The sequence below is a fragment of the Nitriliruptor sp. genome (assembly GCF_040882075.1).
GTDB lineage: Bacteria > Actinomycetota > Nitriliruptoria > Nitriliruptorales > Nitriliruptoraceae > Nitriliruptor.
Map to the genome: position 1 here is coordinate 1 of NZ_JBBEBZ010000136.1, position 19,141 is coordinate 19,141.

Here is a 19,141-nt window from a genome sequence, read left to right on the forward strand (position 1 = left end):
ACCTCCGGGTTATGAGCCCGGCGAGCTGACCGAACTGCTCCACCCCGCGCCGATGTGCGCACCGTACCGACCGTCGCGCGGAGACGCGAAACGAGCGTCGGACCCGCGCGCGGCCAACGGACGGGTCGCCCGGGCCCCAGGAGCCCTCCGCCCGTTCGTCCCTGCCGCCGACACGGACGGTCGCGCAGACTGGCGGCCGTCCCCGACCGGAAGGCTCCAACGTGAAGCACCGCACCCGACGTCTCGTCGCCGCTATCTCCTCGTTCGGCCTCCTCGCCGTGGGTGCCGTCGCCTGCGAGGCCTCGATCGACGAGGACGGTGCCGAGATCAACGTCGACGAGCTCGACGAGTAGCCGCCCGCGTCCGCCACCGCATCCGGCCCGCGACGCCGACCACGTGGAGAGGCCCCCGCCGGGCGGGGGCCTCTCCACGTCTCCCGCGGTCCACGCTCAGCCGTCGGTGTCGTCGCCCGCAGCGTCGGCCCCATCGGTGTCAGCGCCGTTGGTCTCCTCGGCGAGCTCCTCGACCGAGCTGACACCTTCGAGCTCGGCCGCCTGCTCGAGCAGCGACTGCGCCCGGGCGACCTCGCGCTGGTAGGTCCCGAGGTTGCCGTCCCGCAGCGCCACCTCGGCGCGCGCGAAGGCCGCGAGGGCTTGCTCGAGCAGCTCGCGCGAGGTGCCCTCGGCTGGACCGGTCGGTGTGTCGTCCGGATCGTCCGGATCGGCCGGCGTGTCGTCGTCGCTGGTCGGGTCCTCGACCGAGATCGGTCCCTCCTCGGCGTCGACGATGGAGTCCGGCACCTCGATCCCGAGCAGCTGGCCGAGCGCCCCGGCGAAGGTCCGGTCGAACGCGGTCTGCTCGCCGAGGACCAGCGCGACGCGGGCGAGCTCGGGGATCTCGGCGTTGTCGGCCTCGAGGAACAACGGCTCGACGTAGAGGATCGAGTCCGCGATCGGCAGCACCTGCAGGTTGCCTCGGATGACCCGCGTCCCGGCGCGCTGACGCAGCGTGATGTACTCGGAGATCAGGTCGTCCTGCTCGATGCGGGCCTGCGCCTGCGCCGGGCCGAGCACGAGCTGGTTGGTCGGGAACCGGACCGCGAACAGCTGGTTGAGGTTCTCCCCGTCACCACGTCCGGCCAGCCACGCGACCATGTTGTCGCGGCCCTGCGCGAGGTAGGGCTGGATGAGGACGAACTCCTCCTCGGCCTCGCCCGGCAGGCGCATCAGCAGGTAGTACGGCTCGAACGGTCGGCGGGTGGCGTTCGCCAGGTCCTGCCCACCGGTCTCGTTGGCGGCCGCCGCCGGGTCGAACGGGATCGACCAGGCGTCGGCGCGGTTGTAGAACGCGTCGACCTCGGGGATGTGGTAGGTCGTGTACAGCTCGGCCTGCAGGCGGAACAGATCCTGGGGGTAGCGGAAGTTGTCGGCGATGCCGGCAGGTGCCTCGGACGCGTCGCTGATCAACCCGGGGAAGGCCTGCTCCCAGGCGTCGAGGATCGGATCGTCCTCCTCGACCCGGTAGAACGACACGTCGCCGTCGTAGGCGTCGACGACGACCTTGACGCTGTTGCGCACGTAGTTCACGGGGATCTGCCGGTTGCCGATCTGCAGGTCCCGCCGCTCGGAGTACGGGTAGGCGTTCGAGGTCGTGTAGGCGTCGAGGATCCACTGCAGCCGACCGTCGCGATCGACCGCGGGGTAGGGCTGGGCATCGAGCTCGAGGAACGGGGCGATCTGCCCGACCCGCTCGCGCACGCTGCGGTGGAAGATGATCCGGGAGTCATCCTCGATGAGGTTGGTCAGCACCAGGTTGTAGTCCGCGAACCGGAGCGCGAACGCGACCCGCCGGGCGAGGTTGCCGATCTCGACGCCACCGAGCCCCTCGTACTCGGTGAGCACCTGCTCCTCACCCTCGGCCTCCTCGTAGTCGAGCTCGGCCGCTGCGGTGCGGACCAGCGAGTAGACCGGCGAGCTGAGCTCGCCGAAGTAGACGCCGGGCTCGTCGTCGGGCACGACCTCGTCGGACCCCGACGGCGGGATGTTCGAGGCGATGAAGACCGGCTGCCCCTGGCTGTTGGCGGTGTTGACCTGCGAGGCCACCACGCCGTAACCGTGGGTGTAGGTGATGTGGCGGTTCTGCCAGGTGTCGGTCTGCTCGGGCAGCTGCGACAGCTCACGCGTGGCGATCATGACCTGACGGAGCTCGCCGTCGATCTGGTAGCGGTCCACCGACACGTTGTTGAACTGGTAGTAGGGCCGGAGCGCCTGCAGCTGCTGGTAGGTGGTCTCGAGGACGTTCGGGTCCCACAGCCGGATGTTGCGCAGCGTGACGTCGTTCTCGATGACGTCGTCCTCGGTGAGTTCGTTGCCGATCGAGAACGGCTGGAACTCGACGTCGCCGAGCCCGAAGGCCGCCCGGGTCGCCGCCAGGTTCTCGGCGATGTACGGCTCCTCGCGCGAGAGCTCCTGCGGGTCGACCTGGAGGCGCTGGATGGCCGCCGGGTAGGCCCCCTGCAGCACGATCGAGGCCACGACCAGCAACGCGATCGCGGCACCGGGCAGTAGGAACCCTCGCCGCCGGATCGCGAGCACCACCAGGACGATCGCGATGACGGTGGTGAAGATCAGCAGGTAGAGGGCCGGCAGTTCGGCGGTGACGTCGGTGTACGAGGCGCCGGTGACCGTGCCGCGCTGGGAGTAGTTCAGCGCGTACCGGTCGAGCCAGTACCCCCAGCCGCGGATGGCGAGCAGGGCGACGATCAGGATGGCGAGGTGGGTCCGCGCCGCCGGCATGACCTTGTCCTCGGCCTCCGGCCGGATGGAACCGAGCAGGTAGTGCGCACCGGCGGTGAGCATCGTGGTCAGGACCATCGAGGTGAACAGCCAGGTCTGCACGAAGGTCCAGAAGGGCAACTCGAAGAGGTAGAAGCCGATGTCCACGTCGAAGGTCGGATCCGCGGCGCCGACTTCGACGGCGTTACGGAACAGCAGGAAGGTCTCCCAGTTGGCGCTGACCGCCAACCCGGACGTGAGCCCGAAGAGGACGGCGACGGCGCCGATGAGCCACGGCAGGTAGGGGTCGGCCATCTCGCGGTAGCGCTGCACCTGCGCCTGCTGCGGCGAGGAGGGCACGAAGAACGGCCGCACACGCCTCGCGATCAGCAGGTTCGCCGCGATGACGATCGCCAGGGCCGCACCGAACCCCACCCCGATCAGGACACGCGTCCCGAGGATGCTGGTGAAGATCTCGGGGTACTCACGGGCTCGGAACCACCAGTAGTCGGTGGTGAGCACCGCGACGCGGTTGGCCGAGAACAGCATGAGCACGACGGCCAACACGATGACGGTGCCGAGGCGGCGGCGGACGAGATCGCCCACGGGTGGGACCCTTCCGGTGGTTTCGGTCGGTCCCCGGTTCGGCACCCGTCGGCGCACGGATGCGCGGAGCGCAGCGGTGCGGTGGACGCGTCGGCGGGGTCGGACCGGGAGGCTACCCGGGTCCGCGGGTCGGTCCGGCGCGACGTGCGTCGCCTCGACGCGACCGTGCGTCGCGGTCACCCGCCGCCGAGCAGACCGCCGAGCGTCGGAGCCAGCAGTTCATCGACGCCGCCGACCACGTCACCGACGGTGTCGTTGAGCTCCTCGGTGGTGCCGCCGACGGCACCACCGAGGTCGCGCACGGCGTCGTCGACGGGCGCGAGGGGACCGCTCGGCGACGGTGGGGGCGAGGGCGACGGGGCGGGTGGCGGCGAACCAGGCGACGGCGAGCCGCCCGTGCCGCCTCCCCCTCCTCCTCCGCTGCCGCTGCCACCACCACCACCACCACCACCGGTCGGGACCGGGGTCCCAGCGGGTGCCGGCGCAGCCGGGGTGCCCGGCGCCGTAGCCGGGGGCGGAGCGAGCACGTCGGCAGGGGCGTCGGCGGCCTCGGTCAGCGCGCGGTCGGCAGCTGCCTGGAGGTCCTGCGGGCCGCCGTCAGCCGCCTGCAGGATCAGGCCCCAGGTGGCACCCGCGTCCCGCTGCCCCGCCACGTCGGGGATGACGGCGGCCACGGCGGCGTCGCGGACGGCAGCCACCGCGTCGCTCACCACCACCCCCACGAGGACCTCCGCGGGCGGACCGATCCGGTCGTCGTCGCCGGTCGTCGGAGCGAGCGTCGGGAGCTGGTCGAGCACACCCTCATCGACGCCGAGGAAGGCGCCGTAGAACGCCGGTGACCGTGGTTCGGTCCCGTAGGTGCCCTCGAGGGAACGGCCGAGCGTCGTCGCGATCTCGTCGATCCGGATGGCGTCGGCGAGCTGCACGCGGTCGAACGGGTCGGTGGCGAGGTACCGCAGCGGCAGGACGTTGGCGTCGGCCACGGTGCGGTCGCGGACGGTCACCTGCCGGTAGGCGGGCAGCTCCAGCTCGGTGCTGCCGTCGTCGACGCTGACCTCGGCCCGGTAGGTGCCCACGCGGGGCCGCGGGCCGGCATCGACGCGCCAGAGACCGGTCCCCTCGGCTCGCACCCCATCGACGGTCGCGGTGAGGGCTGCAGCGGGGCCGTCGAGGAGGATGCTGCCACGTTCGAGGTCGAGCACCCCGTCCGCGACCGCGGCGTGCGCGCCGGCAGCGAGCACCAGCCGTCCACCATCGACCTCGATGGTCGCGACGTCGCCGACGGTGCGCAGCGACGCCCCCTCCTCGATCGCGGCACCGGCGTCGAGCGCCTGCCACCCGGACCCGTCACGCACCTCCAGCGGACCGGATGCCAGGACACCGAAGCGCCCGTTCGGCAGCGAGCCCCCGCCGGGCAACGTCAGCGCCGCGACGATCACGGCCACCAGCGCCACGATCGACGCGGCCCGCGATCCCGTCCGAGGCTCGACGACAACTGGGCCGTCGAGTCGGTCGCTGACGGACGCGTCGACGGACGCGTCTTCCAGGCGTTCGTCGGGTGGGAGGACGGGGGCGCTCACGGTGCATCCTCGTGCGCCACCGGGAGCACCAGGACCGCATCGGTGCCGCCCCCTGGTGCGTCGTCCAGTTCGATGCGGCCGCCGAGGAGGTCGGCGATGCGCCCCGCCGTCGGCAACCCGATACCGAGCCCGCCGACGCTACGGGTGCTGGAACCGTCCGCCTGCACGAACAGCTCGAAGATCTCCTCGCGGCGTCCGACCGGGAGGCCGGGCCCGCCGTCACGCACGCGCAGGTGGACCTCGCCCCCGACGGGTTCGGCGACGATGCGCACAGGTCCCTCCGAGAACTTCAGGGCGTTGTCCACCAGGGCGTCGAGCACGCGGGCGACGAGGCCGGCGTCGCCGAGGACCGGCGGCGTGCCGCGGCGCACCCGCCGGGACAGCGTGCGCGATGGCGCCCGTTCGTGCCAGCGTTCGATCAGGTCGCCGGCGATGACGCGTGGGTCGAGCGCTCGCAGGTCGACGCTCGTCTCGCCCGCCTCCAGCTCCGCCAGGTCCACCAGCGCGGTGATGGTGCTCTCGAGCCGCGCCCGCCCGTCGCGGGCGAGCTCGAGCATGGGCAGGTAGCGCTCGTCGATCCCACCGCGACCGGCGAGGACCTCGAGGAACGCCTTGATCGGTGTCAGCGGCGTCTTGAGCTCGTGGGAGAGGTTGGCGATCACCTCGGTGCGGACACGGTCGGCGAGGACGCGGGTGGTGATGTCGCGCACGACGTACACACGGCCGCCCTGGTCACCTGCCCCGTCGTCGGCGTCGGCGTCAGCGGCGGTCAGCGGTGCGGCGGACGCCTCGACGATGCGACCCGATCCGGTGAGCTCACCGCGGAGCGAGGTGGTGACGGCCGACCGCTGCCCGTCGCCATCCAGCAGCTCGAGCAGGTCGCCTCCCGCGTCCGCTCGGCCGCGGAGCGACTCGTGGAGCGGTCGCCCGATCAGCTCGTCGACGTCACCCGCCCCGAGGAGGTCCGCGGCCGCCGGGTTGGCGGTGGTGACCGTGCCCGCCGCGTCGGTCGCCAGCAGGGCCTCGCCCATGGAGGCGGTCACGGTCTCGAGCCGGTCCCGGAGGGCGCCCTGCTCCGCGAGGCTCGTGCGCAGGTCCCGGTCGCGAGCCTCGAGCGAGACCGTCATCCCGTCGAACGCCGCCGCGAGGCGACCCACCTCGTCCTCCCCCTCGACGTCGACCCGCGTGGCCAGGTCACCGGCGGCGACACGCTCGGCCGCGGCGGTCAGGCGGGACACCGGTTCGGTCGCGCGACGCGCCAGCACGGTGATCAGCGCGCCAGCGACGAGCAGACCGACCACGGCGAGCAGGAACGCGGTGCGGGCCGCCGTCCGCGACGCATCGGTGGCGCGGTCCGCGGGCAGCGCCAGGACGAGCTGACCGCGAGCCGGTGAGCCGAGCTCGGCCGACGCCACGACCCGCTCGACCCCATCGATGGCCACGGTGCCAGCACCGAGGCCCCCGACCAGCGCCGCAGCGTCGGCATCGGGCAACGTGCTGGCGACGACCCGCCCGCCGACCACGATCAGCGCGTCCGAGGCGGTGTCCTGTCCCAGCCGCTCGATCAGCGGCTCGGAGGTGAGCGTCCGACCGAGGACGAGCGAGCCGACCTGGCGGCCGAGCTGCGGAGCGCCGCCGTCGAGCGGCGCGACGGGGCTGGCGCCGACCACCAGGAGCGTGCCATCGCCGAGGTCGACCACGCCGCGGCTGAGTCCACCGTCGAGCGCCACCGTGGTCGCCGGTGCCGCCGCCACGAGCCGCGCCGCCGACGGGGCCATCGGTGCTCCGCCGTCGCGGCTGGCCACCACCTCCCCCGCCGCGTCGGTGAGCACGACCACCTCGACGTCCGGCAGCGCGGTGATCGAGCCGATGCGCTGATCGGCGAGCTCGACGTCGCCGGTGGTGAGCGGTTCGACCAGCGTCTGGCCTGCGAGCGCCGCGGCCGTCGCCTCGAGCGCCGCGCCGCTGCGATCGACGAGGTCGCCGGCCTGGGCGGCCGCGACCGCCGCGAGCCGGTCACGCTGTTCGGCCTGGACGTCGCTGGCGAGCGCGAGGCCGGAGCCAGCACCGAGCCCGACCACCAGCGCGAGCAGCGTGGCGAGCGATGCGCCCGTGAACCGACCCGCCAGCGACCGCCGCGTCGCCCGGCGGAGCACCCAGACACCCGCGGCGAGCGACCCTGCGAGCGACAGCGCAGCCGCGAACGTCGGCCGGCTCCCGATGAGCAGATCGCCGGCCGCCCACAGCGCGATCCCGGTCGCGAGCAGGACGATGTGGCGACCGCGGCCGAGCACCCCACGAGCGGTCGCGACGCAGGCAGCCACGCCAGCGAGGCCAGCCGCGACGGTCAGCGGCGGGGGGACGCTCAGGGCAGCCAGCACGGCCGGGACGACCACCATCGCGCCGCCCTCACGCGGCCCGTGTCGGAGGACCGGACCGCCCACCAGGCCGCCGGCCGACCCGACGGCCAGCGCCGCGTACCCGGCCGCCCGCAGCAGCAGCGGCCACCCCTCGGCCTCGGCCAGCAGGGCGCCGACCACCAGGTGCGAGACGAGCAGCAGCCCGGCTCCGAGCGCGATGGTCCCCCGCGAGGTGAGGGGCAGCGACCGTGGATCGGACCGCCCGGTGGTGGCCGTGGTCGGTGACAGGAGGACCAACAGGACCAACGCGGCAGCGACGGTGACACCACCGAGGTGGACGGCGAGGTGCAGCGGGATCGACACGCCTGCCCTCCTCGTCCGCGCCGCCGCCGGGTGCGGTCAGGCTAGGAGCCGGTGCAGCGGCTCCGCCGCTCCCAACGCTGCTCGGACGCGGTGGACGCGGCTCGAGCGCCCAGATGACCCCGATATGACCCGTCGTGACTAGTCAGCTCGCCGCGCGGAGGGCGAAGGCCTCGGCAGGCTCACGGCCGTCACGCAGGGCGTCGAGCGCGGCGAGGGCCCCGCTCAGATCGTCGATCGGCACCAGCAGCAGGTCGCGGCCGACCGGCGCGCGGCGCGCCTCGGCGAGGTTGGCCCTCGGCACCAGGAAGACCGCGGCCGGCTCGGACACCCCGCCCCGGTCGGTGGCGCCGACCAGCTTCTGGCGGACCCCGCCGACCGGACCGACACGTCCGTCGACGTCGATGGTGCCGGTCCCCGCGACGATCGCGCCACCGGTCAGGTCCTCGTCGCCGAGCAGGTCGAGGACGCCGAGCGCGAACATCAGCCCTGCGGAGGGACCACCGATGACGCCCGCATCGATGGAGATGTCCACCGGCAGGTCGAGCTCGGTACGCAGGAGCACCCCGATGTACGCCCGGGTCCGGTCCGCCGGGTTGCGTCCGTAGGTGACGTCGACCGATCGGGTGGTCCCGTCCTCGGCACGTACCTGCAGCGTGGCCTCGTCCCCCGGCGAGGAGGCCACCACCTGATCGACGAGGGACGCGGCGTCGCGGACCTCGGTCCCGTCGACACCGGTGATGACGTCACCGACGGTCAGCGCGTCGGTGACCGCGTCGGATTCGATCGCGGCGACGGCCGCCCCGGTGGCGGCGCCGTCGACGTCGTAGCCCGCGACGCTCAGCGCCGCCAGCGCCGCGGTCATCTGGCTGTCCTCCATCAGGAGGGCGTTCTGCTCGGCCGTCTCGGTGGGGTCGAGATCCGGCGGGTAGATGGTCTCGCGCGGGACGGTGTCGACCGTCGTGGACCGTCGCGCCTCCCACCAGGTCCCGAGGTCCAGGCCGTCGCGCACCGCCACGGTCGTCAGCAGCAACTCACCGGTCGAGGGGAAGGTCGTCGCCCCCTCGATGCGGACGAGACCGATGGTGTCCTCGGTCGGACCCGGTACCAACGCGACCTCGCAGGCCGGCTGGGTCGACACGATGCCGCAGGGGACCTCGCCCGAGGCGACAGCCGCAGCAGCGACGGCGACGACGCCGATGGTGACGGCGACGAGCGCCAGCAGGAGGGACCACCAACGGTGCACCGCGCTCACCCGTGCCGGAGGGACCGATGATCCGCGCGCCGTCCGGAGCGGGTCCCGGGGAGGCGGCGTGCGGGGGTGCGCCGGTGGGGCGCGCACCGAGCGCGCCACCCCGCGAGCTCGGTCAGACCTCACGCCGGGCGGCCGAGGACCAGCACGCCATGGCGGTCATCACCAGCAGCGCTGCGAGCAGTTGCAGGGAGGTCCGCGCTCCGACGCCGCCCGGATCCGCCGGATCGCCGGCGGCCACCGGCGCCGCGTCCCCGTGGACCAGCACCGTCGGTGACGGCTCGGAGGGCACCTCGACGGGAGCGGCATCGAGCGCCGGCGCCGGGGTCACCTCATCGGCGGCGGCATCGTCACCGGGGCTGCCATCCGGTGCCACGACGACGTCGGTGATCGCGGCCTCCGCGTCCGGGCCCTCGTGTGGAGGAGCCGGCGTGGTGGGCGCCGGGGCCGGCTCGGCCGGGGCGCGCGGTGCCGCCACGGGTGCCGGTTCTCGGGTCGGCTCGGGCGTGGGCCGGGGCGCCGAGGTCGTGCGCGCTGACGCCGCGTTCAGGCTGGCGGCGGCGTCGAGGCGGCCCGCGCCGTGTTCGGGGTCGGGACCCGGCGGCCCCAGGTCGACCGCACCGTCGAGCAGCCGCTGGCGGACCTCGACGGCGTCGTAGCCGCGGGCGAAGAGCAACGCGGCCGCGCCGCTGACGTGCGGCGCCGCGAAGGACGTGCCCTCCGCCACGCCGTAGGGCGACGCCGCGGGATCACAGCCGCGTTCGACCCGGCGGCACCAGGTGCTGGTGATCGCGACCCCCGGGGCCACGAGACCGTCCCGCCGGTCGACGGTCGAGAACGATGCCCGCTGGTCGTCGCGGTCGCTGGCTCCGACGAGCACGATCGGCGAGTCCGCGGGGTAGCCGGCCGCGCTGCCTGGACGGTTCCCGGCCGCGGCTACGACCAGCACGCCGCGGTCCGCCGCGTAGCGGATCGCGGCGTCCGGCACGCCGGGGACGGCGGGCTCCCCGGCCTCAGGCGCGACCGACTCGAGCGAGACGTTGACCACGTCGGCGCCGTTGTCGACCGCCCAGATGACGCCGCGCCCGACCGTCTCGCTGTCCCCCGACCCGTCGGCGTCGAGGACGCGGACGGGCAGCAGCCTGGCCCCCGGGGCCACCCCCGCGATCCCGACGCCGTTGTCGGCAGCCGCAGCCACGATCCCCGCCACGAGCGTGCCGTGTCCGTGCTCGTCGCTCGGGTCGAGGTCGTCGTCGACGAGGTCGATCCCGATCACCGACCCGTCGGGACGCTTGGTGATGCGGTCGAACAGGTCCGGGTGGCTGAGCGAGATGCCCGTGTCGACGATCGCGACCACGGCGCCGTCGCCGCGCGTGGACGTCCAGGCCTCGTCGACGCGGATCCGGTCGAGCCCCCACTGCTGGTCGCGGTACGGGTCGTTGGACGCGGCCCAGGCCGATCCCGCGCCGAACAACGCGACCAGCACGACCGCGGCGACCGTGACCGGTCCCCACCGCCGCTCCGCCCGTCGTCCCCCGCCCACGCTCTCCCGTCCTCGGGGGCGCTACGGCCCACCCGGAGACGGAACGAACTCGACGGCCCGCCGGTACGAGACGGACGGCGACGCGCCCCTCGAGGTGCGCTGGACGGACGAGGGAGCTCAGCCGGTGCGGTGGTCGCTCGTCGCGGAGCTGACGGCGGTGCGGCGGCGACCCCAGAAGCGGCGGTGGGCGACGGCGGCGATCACCCCGGTACCGAGCGCGACGGTCACCGCTGCCACCACACGGACACGACTCCGGCGCGTGTGCAGGGGGCCGAGGACGAGCTCGTCAGCGTGCTCGGCCGCCATCTCGGCCAGAGCGTCCCGGTTGGACCGCTCGGGGCGCCACCCGGTGGCCACGAGCGCGTCGACGCTCACCACCCACGGGTGCATCAGGTACGGCACCTGGCCGGCGGGTGCTTCACCGACGCCGAGCTTCCAGAGACGGTCGGCGAGCGTGAACGCGAGCTCCTCGGGGACCTCGAGCACCTTGCGGCCCGCGATCGCCGTCACCTCGTCGAAGGACAGCCAGCCGATGGACGACACGTTGTAGGGCCCGGGGAGGTCGTGGTGGATCGTGTGCTGCAGCGCCGAGGCGACGTCGTCGACGTGCACGAACTGGATCGGGGGTTTGTGGCCCCGGATGGCGTTGAAGCGCGGGGCGTCGAGCTGGCGCGAGATGAAGTTGGACACGCCCGGACCCGCGACGATCGAGGGGCGCAGGACCGTCACGACCATGTCGTGCTGCTGCTCCACCCACGGCCACAGCCACCGCTCGATCTCGGCCTTGTGCTCGGCGTAGTTGAACGGCGTGTTCGGCCGCAGCGGCCGGTCCTCGGTGATCGGTAGCGGGTTGTCGGGGTGGGCCCCGTACACCGTCGCGGACGAGACGTAGACGACCTTGCGGACCCCGGCGTCCCGGGCTGCCTGCAGGACGGTGCGTGTCCCCCCGACGTTGACCGCGTGCATCGCCGCCTCGTCGCGGGAGGGGTCGAGCACGAACGCGAGGTGGACGACCACGTCGACACCGTGGAAGACCGACGCGATGGCGGGATCGCGGACGTCCGCTCGCCGTCGTTCGACCTTCGGCCGCGGCGACCCGGACGGCTCGGCGACGTCCAGCGCGATGATGCGCGACACGCGGGGATCACCGACCAGCCGGTCGACGAGCCGACGCCCGATGAGCCCCTCGGCGCCGGTCACGGCCACCGTCGCTCCGGCCCCCGGTCCCCGTTCGTTCGTCACGCACGCACCCTTCCGAGGTGGTCGGTGTGGACCATGGTACGTCGGCGCCCCTCCCCATCCGAACGCGAGGGTCGACCTCAGCCCGCCGGCCGCAGGGCCGCAGCGCCGCCCCCGGCGGTGTGGGACCCTCGCCGGTATCCGACCCGGAGAGACTCCACGTGTCCGACGTCCCCGACCTGCCCGGCGACGACGAAGACGGCCCGCAGCTGCCCCCCGAGCTCGCCGCGATGTTCGAACAGCTCGGCCTCGGCGGCGGCGAGGGCCCGCAGCTACCCCCCGAGCTCGGGGCGATGCTGGAGCAGCTCGGTCTCGGCGGTGAGGGCGGGCTCCAGCTGCCGCCCGAGCTCGGGGCGATGTTCGAGCAGCTCGCCGGGCCGGGTGGACTCGAGTCGCTCGGGAAGCAGGCCGCGGCGATGTTCGGCGGCGGCGCCCCCGGTGGCTTCGGGTTCGTCGGACCCGCCGGCGACGTCGAGGGTCCCGTCGACTGGTCGCTGGCGACCCGCGTGGCCCTGCAGGTGGCGGCCGAGGACGACCGCCAACCGACCCCCGAGGAGGTCACGCGGGCACGCGACGCGCTCCAGCTCGCCGAGCACTGGCTCGATGCCTCGCCGCTGCCCGCACCGCCCGACGCCGGACGGCTCGTGACCGGATCGCGCCAGGAGTGGGTCAACGTCGCGGTGGCCGCCTTCCGTCCCCTCGTCGACCCGGTGGCACGCGCCTCGACCGCCGCCATGGTCGACCTCGCCCGCGACCAGTTCGACCAGCTCGGCGGCGACGACGGGCTCCAGCTCCCGTCCGAGCTCGCGGGGCTGCAGGGCGTGCTCGACCAGCTGTCGGGCGGCGACGCCGGCGAGCTCGTCCGGCCGCTCGGCGCCATGCTGTCGGGTCTGCAGGCCGGCCAGGTGCTCGGGCAGCTGTCACGCACGCTGCTCGGGCAGTACGACCTCGGCATCCCGACCGCCCCTCGATCGTCGGCACACGTGTTGGCCGTCAACGTGGCCGAGGCGTTCGAGGGCTGGGACCTCGACCCGACCGAGGTGGCGATCGTGCTCGCCCTCCACGAGGCAGCCATGCGCCGGCTGTACCACGCCGTCCCGTGGCTCGAGGCGCACGTCCAGTCGCTGGTGGCCCGCTTCGCCTCCGGCACGGTGGTCGACGCCGCCCGGCTCGAGGAGGTCACGCGCGAGCTGATGTCCGGCGTCGACCCGGAGGACCCCGAAGCCCTCGAGGAGGCGATGGGGCGCGCCAGCAGCTTCCGTCTCGAACCGACCGCGGACCAGCGACGCATCCTCGAACGTCTCCAGGGCGTGGTCTGCCTGATCGGGGCCTGGGCACGTCACGAGGTCGCACGCGTCGCCGACGAGCGGGTCCCGTCCCTCGATCGCATCGCCGAGGTACAACGCCGCCGCCGGGCCACCCGGGGCGACGGCGAGGACCTGCTCGCGGCCCTGCTCGGGCTCGATCTCAAGCCCGAGGACGAGACCGTCGGCGAACGGTTCATCGTGGCCGTCGAGGACGCGCTCGGCCCCGAGGGGCTCCGGCAGGCGCTCGAGCACCCCGAGAACCTGCCGGACACCACCGAGCTCGCCGACCCCGCGGCCTGGCTCCTGCGGATGTCCGACACCGACCTGCCCGACGACCCCGCGAGCCTGTTCGCGGGGCTCGGCGACGCGCCCCACGAGGGCTCGGCGGCCGAGCGCATCGCGGACCGCGACGCCGCGGAGGACGGGTCGATCGGCGACACCGACATCGGCGACGACACCGACACCGACACCGACTGACGGCCTCGTGGGATGACCGCGGGCGGCCGCCCGCGGTCATCAGCCGATCGCGCCGTCGTCGACGAGGTCGTCCTCAGCGGGGGCCGTGGTCCCGGCCGCCAGGCGACCGGCCGCGTAGCCCTCGAGCCACCCCGTCGCACGGGGCGTCTGCGGGTGGCGGTCGAGCAGCTCGTGGAAGGCCGGCCCGTGACCGGGCACGACCAGGTGCGCCAGCTCGTGCAGCAGGACGTGGTCGAGCACGTAGCTCGGCGCCGTCGCGAGCTCGCGGGAGATACGGATGGTCCCCTCCGCCGGCGTGCACGAGCCGTAGCGGCGCCGCATCCGCGACGACCAGGACACCGACGTGGCCCGGATCCCGTCGAGGTAGCGGTCGGCGAGCACGGCCGCGCGCCGCTCGAGGGTGGCGTCCGAGTTGCGGCTGCCCGCCCGAGCGGCACCGGTGACCTTGCCCACCAGACCGGCGATGAGCCGCTCCTCCTCGGCGCGCGGCAGGCCGAGTGGCAGGCGGACGACCACCACCTGGTCGCGTGCCGCTGCCGACGCCGACCGTCGCCGGCGGGGGCTGCGGTGGATCTCGAGCGCGGGCGTGGTGGCCGTCGCCGGGCGACGTTCGACGGGTGGTGCGGCGGCGGTCACGGGCGCTCTCGGAGGGGCCGGGGGTGCTCCGGGTAGCACGTCCCCCGGTCGGCCGCCGAGGTCGGCCGGGCCCCGTGCGGTTCTCGCGCGAACCCGAGCGGCCGGCTCGGATCGGCGCTCTCCACAGGGTGTGGAAGCGCTGTGGACGCACGGGACCCCGGAGAGCGCGTCCGACCTGCGGTGACGGCGGGACAGGTCACGAGCGCGCTCCTGCTCGGGCGTGGCCGTCCCCACGGCATCCACACCTCGTCCACAGGTGAACCCACCGTCGTCCACAGGCCCTGGGGAGGACCGGTTCGACGGACCCGGCAGCCAGCCGTAGCGTGGCAGACACGAGGTCCCCAGCGGCGGACCGGTCGTGGCGCCCCACGGGGAAGGGGGCGCCCAGGCTGGCACCGGCGCTGGGGACTTCCGCGTGTCCGGTGGGCCCGGAGGGACCGGCGCGCACGGCACTACCCTCACGGCCGCCTACCCGAACCCGGAGCCGTCGATGGCCGACCACCCCGCCGATCCGACCAGCAGCGCCGCTCCGACCGATGGCGTCGCCAACGCCGCGGCCTTCTTCGATCTCGACCGCACGCTCATCAGCGGCTCGTCGGCGTTCTCGTTCGGCCTCGCCGCGTGGCGGAACAAGCTCATCCCCACCGGTGAGCTGCTCTCCGACGGCGTCAACGCGTTGACGTTCAAACTGGTCGGTGCCACCGACGAGCGCTCGGAGGCGGTCCGCGACCGCATCCTGCACGCCGTCGAGGGCGCGATGCAGGACGAGCTGCTGGCCCTCAACGAGCAGGTCATCCCCCACATCCTCGAGAAGGTGCGACCGGAGTCGCGGGGCCTGATCGAGATGCACCACGAGGCCGGCCGCGACACCTGGATCGTGTCGGCCTCCCCGATCGAGCTCGTCGATCCGCTCGCGAAGGCGCTCGGCATGACCGGGGGGATCGCGACGCGCTCCGAGGTCCTCGACGGGCGCTACACCGGCCGGCTCGACGGGCCGTTCGTGTACGGCGAGGGCAAGCGCGAAGCCATCCAGTCCGTCGCGGACGAGCACGGCTACGACCTGCGGCTGTCGTACTCGTACTCGGACTCCGCGTCGGACCTACCGATGATGGAGATGGTCGGTCACCCCGTCGCGGTGAACCCCGATCGACCGCTCGAGACCGTCGCCCACCAGCGCGGCTGGCCGATGGTCATCTTCTCGCGCAAGACCAAGCAGGTGGTCAAGATCTCGACCGCGTCGGCCGGCGCGGCCGGGCTGGCGGCCGCCACCTACCTGTTCGGACGTCGCCACGGCCGCATCGGGGTCGAGGCAGAACGCGGCCGGCTGCTGCGACCGTGGCGCTGATCTCGTCGGTCGCGCCCGACGCGGCGCCGTACCTGCGCGAGCTCCTGCGCGATGCGGACCGGCTGGTCGAACGGTGCGCTGCGGCACCAGGGGAGGCTCGCCGTGCCCTCGCCCTCACGCGCCGGGCCGAGGCGGACCTCGCCTCGCTGCGGCTCGACGGTTCCCCGATCGACCACGTCCCGGCTCCGGACGCGATCGCCGAGGCCAGGGCGACCGCCGCGGTCGTGGCCGAGGCGGAGCCGACCCGCAGCGGGACCTGGTTCGACGCGATGCGCAGCTTCGACGGTCCCGACCGGCAAGACCCCGACGCTGCGGCGCACGACGCCGCGGTGACGGCGCTCGAGTTCGACGGTGTCGCACGTGCATCGGCCGCTGATGAGCTCGGGCTCGCCCTCCTGCGCGACCCGATCCCCGCGTTGGCGGAACTGCACGGCCTGCTGACCCGCGACCTCGTGGCGCCCAGCCGTATCGGGCAGCTCCGTCGGTCGGAGCAGGCCGTCCACGACGCCTCGGTCGGGCGGATCCTGTACTTCACGGTGGAGCCCGACCGCATCGCCACGGAGCTCGCCAGCTTCGCCGATCGGGTGGTGGCGGCCGGCGACGACCACGGCCTCATCACCTCGGGGCTCGTCCACCTCGACCTGCTGCGCATCCACCCCTTCGACGCGGCCAACGGCCGCTTGGCTCGGGCAGCGGCACGGCTCGTGCTGCGCGCTCGCGGGCTGGATCCGGACGGCTTGGCGGCCCCGGAGCTCGCGCTCGACGAGGACCGGCTCGGCTACCACGACGAGGTCGCCCGCACGCTGCGCCGACGGGAACCGACCGTCTGGCTGGAACGGTGGGGCGAGGCGGTCACCGCGGGGCTGCGTCGTGCCGCCCGCGACCTCGGCGTCCTCGACGTCGACGTGCCGGAGCGGGCGGAGGTCTTCGTCGCCGGTCGTCCACCGGGGTCCTTCACGGTGGTCGACCACCGTGACGAGACCGGGCTCGACGACACCGAGCTCCGGGCAGATCGGCGGACGTTGCTCGACGCGGGCCGGATCGACCGGGTGCCCGGGAGCCGAGGGCTGCGGTTCGCCGTCGCAGGCTGAACGGCACGCCGACGGGGTCGGACGTCAGGGAGCGCCGGGCGCGGTGCTCCGGACGTGTTCGACGATGAGCTCGGCGATGCGCGGTCCCGCGTCCTCCTGCAGGAAGTGACCGGCGCCGGGCAGGACGTGCAGGCCGGTGCAGCCCGGCACGTCGCGTGCCCAACGCTCGCCGACCTTGGGCGGCAGGATGCGGTCGTCCCCACCCCACACGATGAGGGTCGGGTGGTCCCAGCCGCGCAACGCCTGCAGCGTCCTCCACATCGCGTCCGCAGCCGGATCGTCATCCGAGGTGGGGACCAGGAGCGGCAGGGCCTTGGCCCCGGCCTGCGACGCGGCGTCGGGGAACGGCGCGTCGTACGCGGCACGCACCTCCGCGGGCAGCTCGGTCACGGTGCCGCCGGCGACCAGCCACCCGATGGGGAGCTCGTCGGCCCCTTCGACCAGCCGCCGGAACGCCGTCCACGCCTCGGTCGGCGTACCGCCGGGCGCGTAGAGGGCGGTGTCGAGCACCACCAGCCGTGCGATCCGCTCCGGGTGCTCGACCGCCCACCGCAGCCCGATGGGCCCACCCCAGTCGTGCACCACGAGGGTGACCGGTTCGTCGCCGACGATGGCGTCGAGGTGAGCCCCGAACGAGGCCACCACCCGGTCGTAGGTGAACCACCCCTGGTCGAGCGGCACGTCGGAGCGCCCGAAGCCGACGTGGTCCGGTGCGATAGCGCGCAGTCCCGCCGCCGCGAGGCCCGGGAGGACCGTGCGGTAGAGGTAGCCCCAGGTCGGCTCGCCGTGGAGGAGGACGACCGGGTGACCCTCCCCCGGTCCGACCTCGACGTGAGCGAGCCCGAACGAGGTCCCCTCGACCTCGACCTCGGTCCTGGCGGGCTCGTGCTCCCAGCCGGGGAGGTCCACGAACCGGTCCTCGTCGCGGCGCCGTACGTCGACCACGTCAGCTCTTCTCGTGCAGGGGGTCGCCCATCCTGCCCGACGGGGTCGCCCGGACCGTGGATCTCCCGCGGCGCCCGCCCGAGAGCCGGAGGTCCACCGTTCCACGACCACTCGTGGCCTACGCTCCGCCGTGGGAGAGGAGCGATCTTGACGAGCACCGGTTCGGGTTCCATCCGGCGACTCCACGTGGTGGATGACCCCCTCGAGGAGGTCCGATCCTCGTTCCTGCGACTGGCCGAGCGGTTCGATGCGCAGGAGGCGGGCGACCTCGCTGCCACCTTCGTGATCGACGTCGCCGGCCGAGGCCCGACCACCGTGGCGGTCCGCGATGCGCGCTGCTTCGTCTCCCCGGGGCTCGCCCCCGACCCCGACGCTCGGCTCGCGACCGACCCGGCCACCTGGCTCGACCTCGTCGGTGGCCGCGTCGACGGCATCGCCGCCTTCCTCGCCGGGCGGCTGAACATCGAGGGGGACCTCAACCTCGCCGCCCGCTTCGAGACCCTCTTCCGGCCGGCGCCCGGCGCCACCCGCGTCCTGCGCACCCGGCGGACCAACGTCCGCGGTATCGAGCTCGAGTCGATCGTGGCCGGGACGGGCACGCCGGTCCTGCTCCTGCACGGGCTCGGCGCCAGCAAGGTGTCGTTCCTACCGACCCTCGACGGGCTCGGCGGCGACCGCTTCGAGGTCCACGCGCTCGACCTGCCCGGCTTCGGCAAGTCGAGCAAGCCGCTCCCGGCGGGACGCCGCTACACGATGGCGTGGATGGCCGACGCGGTGCACGGCTACCTGATCCGCAACGGCATCCGTTCGGCGCACATCGTGGGCAACTCCATGGGCGGCCGGATCGCCACCGAGCTGGGTCTCCGCCACCCCGGGTCGGTGCGCAGCGTGGTCGGGCTCGGGTCGGCGGTCGCGTTCGACGAGTACCGCCGCATCGCCCCGCTCCTGCGGGTCTCTCGACCGCAGTACCTCGCGGTCGCACCCCTTCGAGCCCGCCGCGCCTGGATCGAGGCGGGGCTACGCCACCTGTTCCACGACCCGTCCCGGCTCCCCGAGGCCAACTTCCAGGCCGCGGCGACCGACGTCATGCTGTCGCTGCGCGAGCCGGGGTACCGGCTGGCCTTCGCGACCTGTGCCCGCAACCTCGGCATGGAGAAGGGCCGGGGACGCAACTCCTACTGGGAGAAGCTGGCGGCCTGCGGCGTGCCGACCTACTGGATCTTCGGACGGCACGACCGCCTGGTGCACCACCGCTACGCCGACCGCGTCCGCACGAGCCTGCCGGCCGCGAAGGTCGAGATGTGGGAGGACTGCGGGCACGTGCCGCAGTTCGAGCACCCCGACCGGGTCAACGACCGCGTCCTCGCCTGGCTCGACCGCATCGAAGCCGGACGCTGATCCTCGCGCTGTCCGCTCGTCAGTAGTCGGTGCCGTGGTCGCTCTCGAAGAGGGTGGTGACGTCCGTCGCGGCGGCCACGGCGGCCCGTACCGACGGTTCGGTGAGGTCGAGGACCCGGTAGGCCGCGCCGACCATCGAGACCGCCTCGACCCGCTGGTAGTGACCGCCGTGGCGGTCGGCGTAGTCAGCGAGGCCGCGGAGCTTGGGCAGGGCGTCGCCGAGGTGAT

The 19,141-nt window shown here is 73.7% G+C and carries 14 protein-coding genes; 5 read left to right on the forward strand and 9 right to left on the reverse strand.

All coding sequences use genetic code 11. The features are described 5' to 3' along the window. The first annotated feature begins 221 nt into the window (after positions 1-221). Positions 222-353, forward strand: a complete 132-nt coding sequence (locus tag WEB03_RS08085; protein ID WP_368070439.1) for a hypothetical protein — start codon at positions 222-224, stop codon at positions 351-353. A 96-nt stretch (positions 354-449) separates the two neighbouring features. On the opposite strand, the gene WEB03_RS08090 is transcribed toward WEB03_RS08085, so the two are convergent. From WEB03_RS08090 to WEB03_RS08115, 6 genes are all read right to left on the reverse strand, one after another. Then, positions 450-3,380 (reverse strand): UPF0182 family protein, encoded by a 2,931-nt coding sequence (locus tag WEB03_RS08090; RefSeq protein ID WP_368070440.1) that lies wholly within the window; start codon positions 3,378-3,380, stop codon positions 450-452. Positions 3,381-3,556: 176 nt separating this feature from the next. Continuing rightward, entirely contained in the window at positions 3,557-4,960 is a 1,404-nt protein-coding gene (locus tag WEB03_RS08095) for a hypothetical protein (protein ID WP_368070441.1), read from the reverse strand. Next, entirely contained in the window at positions 4,957-7,683 is a 2,727-nt protein-coding gene (locus tag WEB03_RS08100) for a PAS domain-containing sensor histidine kinase (protein ID WP_368070442.1), read from the reverse strand. Before WEB03_RS08100 ends, WEB03_RS08095 begins: the two co-directional genes overlap by 4 nt. 142 nt (positions 7,684-7,825) lie before the next feature. Then, positions 7,826-8,926: a PDZ domain-containing protein gene (locus tag WEB03_RS08105; protein ID WP_368070443.1), complete on the reverse strand. Its 1,101-nt coding sequence runs from the start codon at positions 8,924-8,926 to the stop codon at positions 7,826-7,828. 121 nt (positions 8,927-9,047) lie between these two features. Further along, the gene (locus tag WEB03_RS08110; RefSeq protein WP_368070444.1) at positions 9,048-10,475 is read right to left on the reverse strand and encodes a S8 family serine peptidase; all 1,428 of its coding nucleotides are present in this window, start codon (positions 10,473-10,475) and stop codon (positions 9,048-9,050) included. A gap of 117 nt (positions 10,476-10,592) precedes the next feature. Continuing rightward, a complete protein-coding gene (locus WEB03_RS08115) occupies positions 10,593-11,681 on the reverse strand; it encodes an NAD-dependent epimerase/dehydratase family protein (RefSeq protein WP_368070445.1) in 1,089 nt (362 codons plus the stop codon). A gap of 194 nt (positions 11,682-11,875) precedes the next feature. Between WEB03_RS08115 and WEB03_RS08120 the strand changes: the two genes are divergently transcribed. Continuing rightward, positions 11,876-13,498: a zinc-dependent metalloprotease gene (locus tag WEB03_RS08120; protein ID WP_368070446.1), complete on the forward strand. Its 1,623-nt coding sequence runs from the start codon at positions 11,876-11,878 to the stop codon at positions 13,496-13,498. Positions 13,499-13,537: 39 nt separating this feature from the next. Here WEB03_RS08120 and WEB03_RS08125 read toward each other — a convergent pair whose 3' ends face one another. Then, on the reverse strand, positions 13,538-14,134 hold the full coding sequence (locus tag WEB03_RS08125; protein WP_368070447.1) for a M48 family metallopeptidase: 597 nt from the start codon (positions 14,132-14,134) through the stop codon (positions 13,538-13,540). Between the two features lie 490 nt (positions 14,135-14,624). Here WEB03_RS08125 and WEB03_RS08130 point away from each other — a divergent pair, with 490 nt between their 5' ends. Beyond that, a complete protein-coding gene (locus tag WEB03_RS08130) occupies positions 14,625-15,479 on the forward strand; it encodes an HAD family hydrolase (RefSeq protein ID WP_368070448.1) in 855 nt (284 codons plus the stop codon). Continuing rightward, positions 15,470-16,570, forward strand: a complete 1,101-nt coding sequence (locus WEB03_RS08135) for a Fic family protein (RefSeq protein WP_368070449.1) — start codon at positions 15,470-15,472, stop codon at positions 16,568-16,570. The genes WEB03_RS08130 and WEB03_RS08135 overlap by 10 nt, the downstream gene beginning before the upstream one ends. A gap of 24 nt (positions 16,571-16,594) precedes the next feature. Here the strand turns inward: WEB03_RS08135 and WEB03_RS08140 are convergent, their stop codons facing one another. Then, positions 16,595-17,515, reverse strand: a complete 921-nt coding sequence (locus tag WEB03_RS08140) for a haloalkane dehalogenase (RefSeq protein WP_368070450.1) — start codon at positions 17,513-17,515, stop codon at positions 16,595-16,597. A 147-nt stretch (positions 17,516-17,662) separates the two neighbouring features. Between WEB03_RS08140 and WEB03_RS08145 the strand changes: the two genes are divergently transcribed. Continuing rightward, positions 17,663-18,913 carry an alpha/beta fold hydrolase gene (locus WEB03_RS08145; protein WP_368070451.1) on the forward strand — a complete coding sequence of 417 codons (1,251 nt, stop codon included), beginning with the start codon at positions 17,663-17,665 and terminating at the stop codon, positions 18,911-18,913. A 19-nt stretch (positions 18,914-18,932) separates the two neighbouring features. On the opposite strand, the gene WEB03_RS08150 is transcribed toward WEB03_RS08145, so the two are convergent. Then, positions 18,933-19,141 (reverse strand): hypothetical protein (locus tag WEB03_RS08150; RefSeq protein WP_368070452.1); only part of this gene is annotated, 209 nt, incomplete at its 5' end.